Source organism: Pseudotabrizicola sp. L79 (assembly GCF_036553525.1).
GTDB lineage: Bacteria > Pseudomonadota > Alphaproteobacteria > Rhodobacterales > Rhodobacteraceae > Pseudotabrizicola.
Genome location: NZ_JAZHDA010000046.1, coordinates 431094 through 444644 on the forward strand (window position 1 = coordinate 431094; position 13551 = coordinate 444644).

14 protein-coding genes and 1 tRNA gene are annotated in these 13551 nt (G+C 61.9%); 6 read left to right on the plus strand and 9 right to left on the minus strand.

What is annotated here, in order from left to right; translation table 11 throughout:
• The first annotated feature begins 49 nt into the window (after positions 1–49).
• The 6 genes from V3C85_RS10450 (at position 50) to pgi (ending at position 6217) form a co-directional block, all read left to right on the plus strand.
• The gene (locus V3C85_RS10450) at positions 50–832 is read left to right on the plus strand and encodes an ABC transporter permease (RefSeq protein ID WP_331795022.1); all 783 of its coding nucleotides are present in this window, start codon (positions 50–52) and stop codon (positions 830–832) included.
• A 186-nt stretch (positions 833–1018) separates the two neighbouring features.
• A complete protein-coding gene (locus V3C85_RS10455) occupies positions 1019–1603 on the plus strand; it encodes an HNH endonuclease (RefSeq protein ID WP_331795281.1) in 585 nt (194 codons plus the stop codon).
• Positions 1604–1689: 86 nt separating this feature from the next.
• Positions 1690–2388: an MgtC/SapB family protein gene (locus V3C85_RS10460; RefSeq protein ID WP_331795023.1), complete on the plus strand. Its 699-nt coding sequence runs from the start codon at positions 1690–1692 to the stop codon at positions 2386–2388.
• Between the two features lie 103 nt (positions 2389–2491).
• Complete coding sequence (zwf, locus tag V3C85_RS10465) at positions 2492–3943, plus strand: glucose-6-phosphate dehydrogenase (RefSeq protein ID WP_331795024.1); 1452 nt, start codon at positions 2492–2494, stop codon at positions 3941–3943.
• Positions 3943–4614 (plus strand): 6-phosphogluconolactonase, encoded by a 672-nt coding sequence (pgl, locus tag V3C85_RS10470; protein WP_331795025.1) that lies wholly within the window; start codon positions 3943–3945, stop codon positions 4612–4614. The genes zwf and pgl overlap by 1 nt, the downstream gene beginning before the upstream one ends.
• Position 4615: 1 nt before the next feature.
• Positions 4616–6217 (plus strand): glucose-6-phosphate isomerase, encoded by a 1602-nt coding sequence (pgi, locus tag V3C85_RS10475; RefSeq protein ID WP_331795282.1) that lies wholly within the window; start codon positions 4616–4618, stop codon positions 6215–6217.
• A 65-nt stretch (positions 6218–6282) separates the two neighbouring features.
• Here the strand turns inward: pgi and V3C85_RS10480 are convergent, their stop codons facing one another.
• The 9 genes from V3C85_RS10480 to V3C85_RS10520 form a co-directional block, all read right to left on the minus strand.
• Positions 6283–6636 carry a RidA family protein gene (locus V3C85_RS10480; protein WP_331795026.1) on the minus strand — a complete coding sequence of 118 codons (354 nt, stop codon included), beginning with the start codon at positions 6634–6636 and terminating at the stop codon, positions 6283–6285.
• A 61-nt stretch (positions 6637–6697) separates the two neighbouring features.
• The gene (locus tag V3C85_RS10485; RefSeq protein ID WP_331795027.1) at positions 6698–6994 is read right to left on the minus strand and encodes a hypothetical protein; all 297 of its coding nucleotides are present in this window, start codon (positions 6992–6994) and stop codon (positions 6698–6700) included.
• A gap of 21 nt (positions 6995–7015) precedes the next feature.
• Positions 7016–7089: transfer RNA gene (locus V3C85_RS10490), tRNA-Gly, on the minus strand.
• 76 nt (positions 7090–7165) lie between these two features.
• Positions 7166–8821 carry a vWA domain-containing protein gene (locus tag V3C85_RS10495; RefSeq protein WP_331795028.1) on the minus strand — a complete coding sequence of 552 codons (1656 nt, stop codon included), beginning with the start codon at positions 8819–8821 and terminating at the stop codon, positions 7166–7168.
• Between the two features lie 66 nt (positions 8822–8887).
• Complete coding sequence (locus V3C85_RS10500; RefSeq protein WP_331795029.1) at positions 8888–9424, minus strand: flavodoxin family protein; 537 nt, start codon at positions 9422–9424, stop codon at positions 8888–8890.
• A gap of 166 nt (positions 9425–9590) precedes the next feature.
• Positions 9591–10142, minus strand: coding sequence for a fasciclin domain-containing protein (locus V3C85_RS10505; protein WP_331795030.1), 552 nt, complete (start codon positions 10140–10142; stop codon positions 9591–9593).
• A gap of 96 nt (positions 10143–10238) precedes the next feature.
• Positions 10239–10892, minus strand: a complete 654-nt coding sequence (locus V3C85_RS10510) for an anti-sigma factor (RefSeq protein WP_331795031.1) — start codon at positions 10890–10892, stop codon at positions 10239–10241.
• Positions 10889–11425 carry a sigma-70 family RNA polymerase sigma factor gene (locus V3C85_RS10515; protein ID WP_331795032.1) on the minus strand — a complete coding sequence of 179 codons (537 nt, stop codon included), beginning with the start codon at positions 11423–11425 and terminating at the stop codon, positions 10889–10891. The genes V3C85_RS10510 and V3C85_RS10515 overlap by 4 nt, the downstream gene beginning before the upstream one ends.
• Before the next feature lie 37 nt (positions 11426–11462).
• A complete protein-coding gene (locus V3C85_RS10520) occupies positions 11463–13502 on the minus strand; it encodes an ASKHA domain-containing protein (RefSeq protein ID WP_331795033.1) in 2040 nt (679 codons plus the stop codon).
• Between the last annotated feature and the right edge of the window lie 49 nt (positions 13503–13551).

Here is a 13551-nt window from a genome sequence, read left to right on the forward strand (position 1 = left end):
CGACCAAAGTGGGGGCGCGGAAGGACTTGGGCTGGGCTAGGCTGCGCGCATGGCCATTCCGTCCTCTGTTCGCAAGACTGACCGCAATCCGATGATCTCTGCGCTGTCTTTGGCGGGGTTCATCGTGTTTTGGGCCGTCTTGTCCGAGTTGCGGGCTGATCCGCGTATTCTGCCGGGCCCGGTGCAGGTGGCGCAGGCGATCTGGGCCGAGGCGGCCAAGGGCGCGCTGTGGTTGCATGTGTCGGCCACGCTGGCGCGGGTGGCGGTGGCCTTTACGCTGGCCATGATCATCGGCGGGGCCCTGGGGGCGGTGCTGGGGCGGTCGCGCGGGTTGGACCGCTGGGCCGATCCTTGGGTTGTGGTGTTTCTGAACATTCCGGCGCTGGTGGTGATCGTGCTGTGTTATCTGTGGATCGGCCTGAACGAGGTGGCGGCCATCACTGCGGTCACGCTGAACAAGGCCGCGATGGTTCTGGTGACGGTGCGCGAAGGCGCGCGGGTGATGGACCCCAAGCTGGATGAAATGGCGGCTGTGTTTCGTCTGTCGCGGCGCGACCGGTTCTTTCATCTGATGGTGCCGCAATTGGCCCCCTATCTGGCGGCAGCGGCGCGCAATGGCCTTGCGGTGATCTGGAAGATCGTTCTGGTGGTCGAGTTTCTGGGCCGTTCGACCGGGGTTGGCTTTCAGATCCACCTCAAGTTCCAGCTGTTCGATATTCCGGGGGTGATGGCTTATGCCTTTACCTTTGTCGCGATCATGCTGGTGATCGATTACGCGCTGATCCAACCGGCGGAACAGCATGCCCGCCGCTGGCGCCGCCGCGCGGCGTAACGCGTCTGACTTTCACACCTGTGTCACTTTCCTGTGCAACCACTGCGCCATGGCACCGGGATGATATGCCACAGGTCGTAGGGGGCTTGTCAGGCTGCAAACGCCAGATATAGTCCAAGTGATCAGGGCGGCTCTGCCCGCCTTGGTGCCGCAGGCAACGGGGTGGGGTGGGAGTCCTTGAACCAGATGGACGGCGATTTCAGAACGAACTTTGTGCGCGATCCGGCGGCACTCAAGCATTTTCCGTCTTTGGTGCTGAATGCCGATTATCGCCCGCTAAGCTATTACCCACTGAGCCTGTGGCCCTGGCAAGAGGCAATCAAGGCCGCCGTGTTGGACAGGGTGCAGATCGTCGCCGAATATGACGAAACCGTCCGAAGCCAGAGAGCCGTGTTTCGGATACCTTCGGTTGTGGTGCTGAAAGAATTTGTAAGACCCCAAAAGCGCGTGGCCTTCACGCGCTTTAATCTTTTCTTGCGGGATGAGTTTTGTTGCCAATATTGCGGCGCGCGTGGCGATCTGACGTTTGACCACGTCGTGCCGCGCGCCCGTGGCGGTGTGACCAGTTGGCAAAATGTGGTGGCCGCCTGCAGCCCATGCAATTTGCGCAAAGGATCGAAAACCTTGCGGCAGGTCGGCATGCAGTTGCGCCGCCCCCCCCGGCAGCCATCGGCCGAGGAAATGCAGGCCCATGGCCGCAAGTTTCCGCCGAATTTCCTGCATGAAAGCTGGATGGATTACCTGTATTGGGATGCCGAACTGGATGCCTGAATGCCGGCCACAACACGGCAGATCGGTAAAGAGGCTTTGCGAACAGGCAAGGCCCCGCTAGCCTAGCGAAAAAGCTGGGGATGCAGATGTTTGCGGGACTTGAACTGGCGGCGGTCAATCTGATGGTGGCCTTGGTCTGTGGCGCCCTGATCGGATCAGAGCGTCAGGTGCGCCAGCGTATGGCGGGCCTGAGGACAAATGCGCTGGTGGCTTTGGGTGCGGCCAGCTTTGTCGTGTTTTCAAGCCTTTACCCGGCCGAGGTCAGCCCGACGCGGGTTGCTGCGCAAATCGTTTCGGGGATCGGGTTTCTGGGCGCGGGCATCATTTTTCGCGATGGGTTCAACATTCACGGCCTGAACACTGCTGCAACCTTGTGGTGTTCGGCTGGGGTGGGGATGATGGCCGGATCGGGGCATTGGCCCTATGCCCTGCTGCTGACCGGGATGGTGATGTTCATCAATCTGGGCCTGCGGCCGGTCGTGCGTTGGATCAAGCGCAAGACCAAGGCAGGCATGCCCCTAGCGCGGTCGTGGCGGGTGATTGTTACCGGCCATGCCCGTGCCGAAGGTGACTTGCGCAGTCTTATTCTGCGCACCCTGGCCATTGGCGGGCTGCATATTTCCGAAATATCGGCCCGGGCTGCGGAAACGGGGGATGGGCTTGATCTGTTGGTAACCGTCACAGCCGAGGGTCAGCCCGACAGTCTGCTGGAACAGGCTGTCCATCGCCTTGCCGCCGAACCGGGGTTGATCCGGGTGCGTTGGGATATTCTTGAGGAAGGCTAGGCCAAGGCTTCAATGCGTGCCAAGGCAGTGCTAGACTTCGGATTGCGACAGGGTTAGAAGACGTGCGTTAGCGCTAACGGCGCCCTGTAATGAAGGACAAGCCATGGTTTCGCGTGTCATTCCGGTCGAAGATTTCGACCTTGTGGTTTTTGGGGGAACGGGTGATCTGGCCCGTCGCAAAATCCTTCCGGGCCTATATCGCCGCTTTCTGGCCGGGCAGATGACGGCAGAATGCCGGATCATCGGTGCCGCGCGGGGCGAGCTGAGCGATGATGATTTCCGCGCGATGATTGCCGAGGCAATCGCCGAATTCGTTCCGGCCGAACGGCAAGATGCCGAGGCGATTGCCGGCTTTTTGGCGCGGCTGCGGTATGTGGCGATCGATGCCAAGGGCGATGGCGGCTGGGGCGAGCTGAAGGCGCTGATGCGCCGCGATGTGGTTTGTGCCTTTTACTTCTCGGTCGCGCCCAGCCTGTTTGGCGATATTGCCCTGCGCCTAAAGCAGTTTGGCATTGCCGATGACAATGCCCGGATTGTGGTGGAAAAACCCTTTGGTCGCGATCTGGCATCGGCCAAGGCGTTGAATGCGACATTGGCCCAGCATTTCCATGAAAGCCAGATCTACCGGATCGACCACTATCTGGGCAAGGAAACGGTGCAGAACCTGATGGCTGTGCGCTTTGCCAACATCTTGTTCGAACCGTTGTGGAAGTCGGAATATATCGACCATGTGCAGATCACCGTGGCCGAAACCGTAGGGGTTGAAGGGCGCGGGGCCTATTACGACAAATCGGGCGCGATGCGGGATATGGTGCAAAACCATATGATGCAGCTGTTGTGCCTGATCGCGATGGAACCGCCCTACCACTTTGACCCCGATGCCGTGCGCGATGAAAAGCTGAAAGTGATCCGCGCGCTGGACCCGGTTTTGCCGCAAGACATCGTGCGGGGGCAGTATCTGGCCGGAAACGGGCAGGGGGGCTATGTCGAACACAGCGAAAACCCGCAAAGCCGCACCGAAAGCTATGTGGCGCTAAAGGCCCATATCTCGAACTGGCGCTGGAAGGGCACGCCATTCTATTTGCGCACCGGCAAGCGGCTGCGTGCGCGGGCCAGCGAAATCGCCATCACCTTCCGCGAACCCCCCCATTCGATCTTTGACGATGCGACAGGCTGGCGCGAAAATGTTCTGGTCATTCGGCTGCAACCGGATGAAGGCATGAACATGATGGTCATGATCAAAGAGCCCGGTCCCGGTGGCATGCGCCTGACCCAGGTGCCGCTGGACATGACCTTTGCCGATGCCTTGGGCCCCGAGGCCGAGGATGTGCCCGATGCCTATGAACGGCTGATCATGGATGTGATCCGCGGCAATCAAACGCTGTTCATGCGTGGCGACGAAGTCGAGGCCGCCTGGGCCTGGACCGATCCGATCATCGCCGGGTGGGAATCGCGGGGCGACAAACCGCAGGGGTATGATTCCGGTTCGTCCGGGCCCGAAGACGCATTGATGCTGATGCATCGCGATGGCCGTCGATGGAGGGATATTCGCTGATGGAGTTCAAGTCTTATCCAGATGCCGATCTGATGTTTCTGTCTCTGGCCGATCAGATCGCCAGTGAACTGGCCGATTTTCTGCGCCGCAATGGCAAGGCTTCGCTGTGCGTTCCCGGTGGCACAACGCCGGGGCCGATCTTTGATACGCTCTCAGGCGTTGATCTGGATTGGGCCAATGTGGCGGTGTTTCTGAATGACGAACGCTGGGTGCCCGAAACCAGCCCGCGCTCGAACACCCGCCTGTTGCGCGAACGGCTGATCCGGGGCAAGGCGGCGGCGGCGCAGCTGGTGCCGCTTTATGCGCCCGCCGATCAGCCCGAAGATCAGTTGCAGGCCCTGTCTGACGGGCTGAAGCCGCATCTGCCGATTTCGGTTTTGCTGCTGGGGATGGGCGCGGATATGCACACCGCCAGCCTGTTTCCCGGCGCCGACAAGCTGGATCAGGCCCTTGCCGCCGATGCCCCGGTTCTGATGGCGCTGCGCGCTGATGCCGCCGGAGAGCCGCGCATCACCCTGACAGCGCCCCATCTGAAAGCGGCATTCTGCACGCATATCGTGATCCGTGGCGCTGAAAAGCGCGCCGCGCTAGAGCGTGCAGCCAACCTTTCCCCGTCCGAGGCACCCGTGCGCGTGGTGCTGGATCATGCAACCGTTCATTGGGCCGAGTGATATGCAACAGCAATGGGCTGCCTTGAAAGACCACCACGCCGCCGTGCAAGCGCGGCGCATTCTTGACCTGTTCAAGGATGAAACCCGCGCCACCGGCTTTTCGGCGCAGGCCGATGGCATGTTGTTCGATTATTCCAAGACGAATATCGACGCCCATGGCCGTGATCTGTTGCTGGCCTTGGCCAAGGCCTCTGGCCTGGCGGAAAAGCGCGCTGCCCTGTTTTCGGGGGCAAAGATCAACGAAACCGAAGGCCGCGCGGTTTTGCACACTGCGTTGCGCAACCTCGATACCCCCGTTCTGGTAGATGGCAAGGACGTGATGCCCGAGGTGCGCGCCACCTATGCCCGAATGCAAGGCTTTGCCCGTGATGTGCGCGAAGGCCGCTTTGTGGGGCAGGGCGGCAAGATCACCGATGTGGTCAATATTGGCATCGGCGGGTCTGACCTTGGCCCGGTGATGGCCTGCATTGCGCTGTCGCCCTATGCCGACGGGCCGCGCGCGCATTTCGTGTCGAATATTGATGGCGCGCATATCGCAGACGTTTTGCAGGGTTTGAACCCTGAAACCACGCTGATCATCGTGGCCTCCAAAACCTTTACCACCATCGAGACGATGACGAATGCCCAAACCGCGCGGGCCTGGATGGCGGCCAAAGTGGCGCATCCGGCCAGCCAATTCGCCGCTGTCAGCACCGCGGCCGACAAGACGGCGGATTTTGGCATCGACGCGGCCCGCGTTTTTGGCTTTGAAGACTGGGTTGGCGGGCGCTATTCGATGTGGGGCCCGATCGGTCTGTCACTGATGCTGGCCATCGGCCCCGATGATTTCGCCGAATTCCTGCGGGGTGGGGCGGCGATGGACGCCCATTTCCGTCAGGCCGAGATGATCGACAACCTGCCGGTTCTGCTGGCGCTTGTTGGCATCTGGCACAATCAGATCTGCGGTTATGCCACCCGCGCCGTTTTGCCCTATGACCAGCGCCTGTCGCGGCTGCCCGCCTATCTGCAACAGCTGGAAATGGAGAGCAACGGCAAGCGCGTGGCGATGGACGGCAGCGATCTGCCCTATCACTCGGGCCCGGTGGTCTGGGGAGAGCCGGGCACCAACGGCCAGCACGCCTTTTACCAGTTGATCCATCAGGGCACGCGGGTGGTGCCTTGCGAATTCCTGCTGGCGCGGCAGGGGCATGAACCTGATCTGGCCCATCAGCACTTGCTGTTGGTGTCAAACTGCCTTGCCCAGTCCGAGGCCCTGCTGCGGGGCCGCACTCTGGCCGAGGCAACGGCGATCATGGCCAAAAAGGGCCTGACGGGCGATGAGCTGGAGCGTCAAGCCCGCCACCGCGTCTTTCCGGGCAACCGGCCCTCGACCACACTGGCCTATCCCAAGCTGACGCCCTTCGTTCTGGGCCAGATCATCGCGCTTTACGAACATCGGGTCTTTGTCGAAGGCGTGATCCTGGGCATCAATTCCTATGACCAATGGGGCGTGGAATTGGGCAAGGAACTGGCGCTGGCCCTGCAACCGGTGCTTGAGGGCAAGGCCGGGCTGGAGGGCAAGGACGGATCAACCGCGCAACTGGCTGAATGGTTCAGGGGGTAAATCGCCCGATCCCGAAATTGACAAGACCGGCCCCAAAGGCCGGTCTTGCCGTCTGATGGGTGGTCTTATTTCAGCGCCGCCGTCACGATCACTTCAACGCGGTAGTCTGGCGTTGCCAGCTTGGCCTCGCCCGTTGCGCGGGCCGGGGTGTGGCCTTGGGGCACCCAGGCATCCCAGACGGCGTTCATCTCGGCGAAATCGGCCATGTCGGCCAGCCAGATCTGGGTCGAGAGGATGCGCGTCTTATCGGTGCCCGCTGCGGCCAGAATGCGATCAACTTCGGCCAGACAGGTGCGGGTCTGTTCGGCCACCGACTCGCCGGGGTTGCCCACTTGGCCAGCCAGCCAGATGATGCCGTTATAGCAGACGCCTTCGCTCATCCGGGCGCCGGTGCCGATGCGGGTGATATCGTTGTTCATGGAAAATCCCCTTGCTTTGGATGGCGCTTGCCTAGCCTTGGCCGCGCCCAAAGAAAAGGGGTCAGTTGACGGCCGTGCAGGTGAAGCTGTCGCCAGAAACCGGGGAAAACCATGCCAGCGTGCCGTCTGCGTTCTTTGAAACCGAAAGCTGGTAATCGTCTTCAAACGTCAAGACATAGCCATCGCCTTCAGCGGCGATATCGGTGATCACCATGTTTTCAGAGCCGTTGTTATAAATCTCATCCGAAAAGCTGAACACGGCAACGCCGCAATCCCATGTGCCGTTAAAGGGATAAGACTGGGCAAGGCCCGGGGCGGCACAGACCGACAGGGTCAGGGACAAGATGGTTCTGCGCATGACCGACCCCCAAAGAAAGGATGGAGCGGGTGAAGGGAATCGAACCCTCGTCATCAGCTTGGGAAGCTGCGGCTCTACCATTGAGCTACACCCGCGTCGAGGATGAGTTAAGCGAAGGCGGGGCCGTCGTCAAGTAGGGGCCCCACCTTTGATCTTTGCGCCCGGCGGTTGTCAGGGCGCGGCCACTGTAATCTCTGTCCTTTCGCCGGCGGCGACGCTGGCCGGGGTTTCGGCCTTCACCTCATCGCGTTCCGTGACCACGATGTAATCGCCGGGCGGAAACACCAGGTTCATCGACTCGCCATATTCAAAGCGCAGCGATTTGCGCGTCCCGTCGATGGCTTTTTTGGCCTGGAACACCTCAATCGAGCGTGCCCCCGGTGCCTCTACCGCCAGCACACCTGCATTCAGAACGACGGCGATGGCGACCCGTTCATTGGGTTTTACGCTAAAGGCCAGCTCGGCCTCGGCCTCATCCTTTTTGGCATAGGCCAGATAATCGCCGGGGGGCAGGGTAAAATCCTGCGCGGCCCCATATCCGCCTGCAACCGACGTTCGGCTGCCGTCAAGTGCGGTTTTGGCTTCAAAAACCTCAATCCACTGGCCGCTGTTATCCATGATCATATCTGCGGTGTAATAGGTGTCGATCACCGCCACCCCCACCGAAACGATGGCATCTTGTGTGACGGTCTTGCCAGCCTCGACCATGATGGTGCCTGCGACTGTGCCTTTGCCGATCTCGACGCTGTAGTCATAGCTGCCGGCGGGCAACAAGCGGGTATCAAGACCGTAGTGAAAGATCTCGGCCCCGTCGCGGCGCAGAGTGACGCCGGCATTGCCCACCACGTCCCCGCCTGCTTCGGTGACGGGGCGCAGGTTCAGATAGCCGGCATTCAGCACCAGATCGGGCTGGGCCGTGGCCTCGGCGCTGAGGGTGATCTTGGTTTCCAGTTCGGCTTCATCCCTGTCGATCACCAGCAGATAGGTTCCAGGCTCTATCTGCATCGGGTGCAGGCCATATTGCTGGTAGATACCTTCGCCACGGCTGCCATCGGAATTTATGGCGTAAAGTTCGACTGATGCTGGAAAATCAACAGGTTCGGCGGGCGCATCGGCGGCAAGGCGCACCACAGGGGCCAGATTGAATTCAACCGCGGCCGGGGCGGGCGGCGCCGGTGGGGGGCTGGGTTCTGGCTCTGGTTCGGCTGCGGCCACGGTGGTCTGCAAGGCCTCGACCAAAGCGGGGGCGTTGCTGGCCTCAATATACTTGCCACCAGTGTTTTCGGCCAGACAGGCGACTTGCTGGCCTTCTTCCTTGGTCAGGCCAAAGCCAACCACATGGGCCGTGAAATCAACCCCTGCCGCTTCCAGTTCCAGGCCAAGGGCACAAGGGTCGGCATTACAAGTCTCGATCCCATCGGTGATCAGGATGACGGTCGCCTTTTCCTCGGTCGAGCGCAGTTCGGTTGCTGCCCGGCGCACCGCTTCGGAAAGTGGGGTTTTGCCCAGAAACGACATGGCCTTGGCCGCGTCAGAAATGGCGCCAGCAGTGCCTGCGGCCGGGGGCACGATCATCTGAATGTCGTCGCACGACCCTTTTTCGCGGTGGCCATAGGCCATCAGCCCCAATTCGGTCTCTGCGGGCAGGCCCTGCAACACCTGATCCAACGCCTCGCGCGCAATCTCCAGCTTCGGCCGCCCCTCGATCTGGCCCCACATCGAGCCCGAGCCGTCAAGGACGATGATCGACTTCCCCTGGGCCAAAGCCGGGCCTGCCAGCAGGGCCAGCGTAAGGGGGAAGGCATGCAGTGCTTTGTAAACTGACATGGCAATTCCTGTTGTTGCGAATTGCAAACAGGCTAGGCAGGGCGCACCCATCTGGCAAGTCAGGACTCATTGACGCAGGGTAAGGAATTCCGCAGCCTGCGCCCAGGTCGCTGTGTCGCGGGTGATGTCGCCCGGTGCATCGGCCACCCCATGCAGCGCCCCACACCACGGCATCTTCAGCCAAAGCGCCGTGCGGGCCATCGTCGCCTCGACCGGGGCGGGCACGTCGGGGTCGGGGTCAGCGCGGGTGGTGATCAGCCACAACCGCTTGCCCGCCATCATGGCCGCAAACCCCAGATCCGGGTCATCCAGCCAGCCTGACCAGTGATCCAGCAACAGTTTTGCCGGGGCGGGCAGGGCATACCAATAGACAGGGGCCACAAAGACCAGATCATCAGCCGACCGCATTTGGGCCAGCACCCCCGCCACGACAGGCGCAAGTGGGGGTGGCGGGGCCGGGCGGGTGTCGTGAAAGGGGGGCAGGCCCAAAGTGGCCAGATCAAGCCAGTGGCAAGCGGCCCCCGCAGGCGCGGCACGGCGCGCCAGCCGGGCGCTGTTGCCATCGGGCCGCGAGGAAGAAAGCAGGAACAGGATCTGGCGCATGGGCCGCACAACATCACGGCTTGAGGAAAATGAAAATCCCCCCGACCCTTGGGGCCGAGGGGAGAGCGGGTTGGTGTGACAGGCCGCTGGGGACGAAATGGCACCGCGACCAACCCATTCCCCGAACCGGCGGCACAAACGCTGCCGGTTGGGGATGCCATGGGCCTTACATAGCCGGCAGCAGAACCGTGTCGATCACATGGATCACGCCGTTCGATTGCTTGACATCGGCAATGGTGACATTGGCGATATTGCCCTGACCATCCTTGATCATGATCTTGTCGCCTTCATACATCGCCGTGAATTCACAGCCGCCCACCGTGGTCACCGGATGCGCGCCCTTGTCATCATCCACCATCTTCATGATCGCATCCGACAGGGCATTGGCAGCGACGACATGGCAAGTCAGGATCTTGGTCAGCTGATCCTTGTTTTCCGGCATCAGCAGGGTTTCCACCGTGCCTGCGGGCAGCTTGGCAAAGGCGTCATTCGTGGGGGCAAAGACAGTGAACGGGCCTTCGCCCGACAGGGTTTCCACCAGACCGGCGGCCTGAACGGCGGCAACCAGCGTGGTATGATCGGCCGAGTTCACGGCGTTTTCGATGATGTTCTTGTCCATGAACATCGGCGCGCCACCCACGTCAGGGTTGGCATGGCCCTCGGCCATGGCAAAGCCGGTGGTCAGCGCAAGGATCGAAGCTGCAAGAGCGAATTTCATCAGTGATCTCCCATTCTTCTGTTCGGGCAGGATCATCCTGCCTTCAGGGAGAGTTACGAGACCGTTTCGCAGCAAGTTGCAGCGAGGCGAAAAAAATTATGCGCCGATTTCGGCGGTCAGGATGACAGGGCCTGTCGGTGCCCCGGTCGGCGACCCGCCCGCGGGTTCAACCGACACCGCCAGCACCCAGCCTGCCGGGGGGGCCGGGTATTCCACCTGCAAAGCCTGATCGCCCAAAAGACCCAGCGACACCGGGGCCGCATTGGGGGCGATGATCCACAATTCATGGTCTTGGCCCGCAGCGGGGCCGGTGCCGGCAATGCGGGTGATGCGCAGCATCTGGCCGTCATGACGGGCCTCATAGGCAAGGCCGGTTTCCGTGCTGCCCAGTTCGGCCACGATTGTATCGGTGGCAGGCGGGGCGAACAGAACCACCGCCAGCCCCAGGGCCGCCGCCGCCAGGCCGCCAAACGCCCAGCCCAGCCAGCGACGCTGCGGCCTGGGGGCGGGCGGGAACAGCCGTGCCTCGATCTGGCCCAGCAGATGCGCAGGCGGTGTAACCGGTGCGAAGCCGTCGTTCAGCCCGTCAAAGCGGGCTTCCCACCGCGCCACGGCAGCGGCAAAGGCAGGGTCACGCTTGATCCGCGCCTCGGCGGCCAGGCGTTCGGGCAACGCCAGCACGCCCAAGACATATTCGCCAGCCAACGCATCCAGTTCTTCGGTCGGGGTCAAAGGTGTGTCGTCTGTCATTGGTCCAGACACTCCTTCAGTTTCAAAAGGCTACGGCGAAGCCATGTGCGCATGGTGTTCAGCGGCACGGCAAACCGTTCGGCCAGATCCTGATACGATTGCCCATCAAGATACGCCCCGCGCACCGCAGCGGCACGGTCCGGCTCTAGTGCATCAAAACACAAGGCAACGCGGCGCGCCTCGCCCATCGCCACCAGCCGGGTTTCGGCGCGCGGGCTGGTGTCTGCCACCCTTTCGGCGGCCTGATCGTCGGATTGCTCGGGCTTGCGGCTGCGCAGACGGTCAATCGCATGGTTGCGGGCAAGGGCGATCAGCCAGGTCATCCCGGCACCCTTGGCAGGGTCATATCGCCCTGCCTTGACCCAAACCCTGGTGTAAACCTCTTGCAACGCATCCTCCGCTTCGGCGCGATTGCCAAGGATACGCAAGGATACCCCCAGAAGTTTCGCAGCCGTCTGGGCATAAAGCTGCGCAAAGGCCGCACGGTCCTGTGCGGCACAGCGTTGGATAAGGGGGGCTATGGGATCATCCATCGCGGGCAAGCTAGGCCATGCCCCCTGACTTGGCAAGTCAGCCCCGCCGCCGCCGCCGCCCCCCTTCACCGCCACTGCCACCTGCGTTGAACGACACATGCGGCAGTGTCACGATCGCAGAAAGTTCGGGAAAGGTGTCAACGGCATGGGGAATGGCGTTGGCATTTACGAAATGCTCTTGAAAGCGGGGTTCGATGGCGGTTTCAACCTTGTGAATCTGATGCACCGTCGCTTCAATCTGATTGCGCGCAGCCACATTGCACAGGGCGATGCGCGCCCCAGTGCCCGCCGCATTGCCGGCACTGGTGACATGGTCCAGCGGCGCATCCGGGATCATGCCCAGAACCATCGCGTGTTTGGGGCTGATATGGGCGCCAAAGGCCCCGGCCAGCGTCACCCGGTCAACCTTTTCCACACCCATTTCATCCATCAGCAGCCGTGCGCCGGCATACAGCGCCGATTTCGCCAGCTGGATGGCGCGAATGTCGCCTTGGGTGACCAGAATGCGTGGCCCGCCGTCGGCGCTGCCATCATGCAGCATATAGCTGTGGGTGCGGCCTTCGGGCAGGCAGCGCGGGGTGCCTGTCTGTTCGGCGCTGCCGATCAGCCCACCCGGATCAACCAGCCCAGCCATACGCATTTCGGCCACGGCCTCAATGATGCCCGACCCGCAAATGCCGGTGATGCCGCTGGCAGCCGTGGCTTTGGCGAACTCTGGATCATCCGACCACAGATCACTGCCGATCACCCGAAAGCGTGGCTCTTTCGTCACCGGGTCGATCTGCACCCGCTCAATCGCACCGGGGGCGGCGCGCTGGCCGCTGGAGATCTGGGCACCTTCAAAGGCAGGGCCGGTGGGTGACGAACAGGCCAGCACACGCGTCTTGTTGCCCAAAAGGATTTCGGCATTGGTGCCGACATCGACGATCAAGACCATGTCATCCGACTGGTTGGGCTGTTCCGACAGCGCCACGGCGGCGCAATCGGCACCCACATGTCCCGCGATGCAGGGCAGCACATAGACGCGGGCCGAAGCGTTCAGATGGGTCAGGTCCAGTTCGTGCGCATCGAGCGAAAGGCTGCTACTGGTGGCCAGCGCAAAGGGGGCCTGTCCCAGTTCCACCGGGTCGATCCCCAACAGCAGGTGGTGCATCACCGGGTTACAGACAAAGACCACCTCATAGATCGCGGTCGAAAGCGTGTTCGCCTCGGTCGCGATTGACGCCGCCAGCGCATTGATCGCCTCGCGCACAGCGCGGGTCATTTCCACATCACCGCCCGGATTCATCATCGCATAGGACACGCGGCTCATCAGATCTTCGCCAAAGCGGATCTGCGGGTTCATCAGGCCCGATGAGGCCAGCACCCGACCATCGGTCAGATCGCACAGATGCGCCGCAATGGTGGTTGACCCAAGGTCGATGGCAAGGCCAAGGATCGGGCCTTCGTGAAAACCGGGCCAGATATCAAGGATGCGGGCGTGGTCATCGTGGTTGCCTTTGTGCAGGGCCACGGTGACCTTCCAGTCGCCCTTGCGCAGGGCCGGTTGCAGACGGCGCATCAGGTTCAGATCGGCCGTTACATCCTCGACCTGCCATTGATCGCGCAAGGCGATGGCCAGACGTTCGAAATCGCCGGTGGGTTCGTGCATGTCGGGTTCCTGCACCTCGACCAGCAGCAGCCGTGTGGCAGGGTCCATCGCGATGACGCGTTCGGTTGCAGATTTGCGGATGACCTGCTTGTGCACCTGGCTTTCGGGCGGCACGTCGATCACCACATCGCCCATGACCTTGGCCTGACAGCCCAGACGGCGGCCATCAATCATCCCGCGCTTCGACTTATACCGTTCTTCGACGCTGTTCCATTCGGTCAGCGCATCCTGGGCCACATGCACGCCATGTTTGGAAAATTCGCCATAGCCCGGCGTGATCTGGCATTTCGAGCAGATGCCACGCCCGCCACAGACCGAGTCAAGATCGACGCCCAGTTGCCGGGCGGCAGTCAAAACGGGGGTGCCAAGGGCAAAGCGGCCCCGCTTGCCCGAAGGGGTGAAGATCACAAGTGCATCATCGGCCATGGAAGTCTCCTGTTCGCCCTGTTGTTCTAGGGCTTGCAGGCGCAGGCGC

What these genes read in the sequence shown, in the direction of transcription:
- V3C85_RS10450 (WP_331795022.1), top strand. Translation starts at nt 50, where the DNA reads ATGGCCATTCCGTCCTCTGTTCGCAAGACTGACCGCAATCCGATGATC.
- V3C85_RS10455 (WP_331795281.1), top strand. Translation starts at nt 1,019, where the DNA reads ATGGACGGCGATTTCAGAACGAACTTTGTGCGCGATCCGGCGGCACTC.
- V3C85_RS10460 (WP_331795023.1), top strand. Translation starts at nt 1,690, where the DNA reads ATGTTTGCGGGACTTGAACTGGCGGCGGTCAATCTGATGGTGGCCTTG.
- zwf (WP_331795024.1), top strand. Translation starts at nt 2,492, where the DNA reads ATGGTTTCGCGTGTCATTCCGGTCGAAGATTTCGACCTTGTGGTTTTT.
- pgl (WP_331795025.1), top strand. Translation starts at nt 3,943, where the DNA reads ATGGAGTTCAAGTCTTATCCAGATGCCGATCTGATGTTTCTGTCTCTG.
- pgi (WP_331795282.1), top strand. Translation starts at nt 4,616, where the DNA reads ATGCAACAGCAATGGGCTGCCTTGAAAGACCACCACGCCGCCGTGCAA.
- V3C85_RS10480 (WP_331795026.1), bottom strand. Translation starts at nt 6,636, where the DNA reads ATGAACAACGATATCACCCGCATCGGCACCGGCGCCCGGATGAGCGAA.
- V3C85_RS10485 (WP_331795027.1), bottom strand. Translation starts at nt 6,994, where the DNA reads ATGCGCAGAACCATCTTGTCCCTGACCCTGTCGGTCTGTGCCGCCCCG.
- V3C85_RS10495 (WP_331795028.1), bottom strand. Translation starts at nt 8,821, where the DNA reads ATGTCAGTTTACAAAGCACTGCATGCCTTCCCCCTTACGCTGGCCCTG.
- V3C85_RS10500 (WP_331795029.1), bottom strand. Translation starts at nt 9,424, where the DNA reads ATGCGCCAGATCCTGTTCCTGCTTTCTTCCTCGCGGCCCGATGGCAAC.
- V3C85_RS10505 (WP_331795030.1), bottom strand. Translation starts at nt 10,142, where the DNA reads ATGAAATTCGCTCTTGCAGCTTCGATCCTTGCGCTGACCACCGGCTTT.
- V3C85_RS10510 (WP_331795031.1), bottom strand. Translation starts at nt 10,892, where the DNA reads ATGACAGACGACACACCTTTGACCCCGACCGAAGAACTGGATGCGTTG.
- V3C85_RS10515 (WP_331795032.1), bottom strand. Translation starts at nt 11,425, where the DNA reads ATGGATGATCCCATAGCCCCCCTTATCCAACGCTGTGCCGCACAGGAC.
- V3C85_RS10520 (WP_331795033.1), bottom strand. Translation starts at nt 13,502, where the DNA reads ATGGCCGATGATGCACTTGTGATCTTCACCCCTTCGGGCAAGCGGGGC.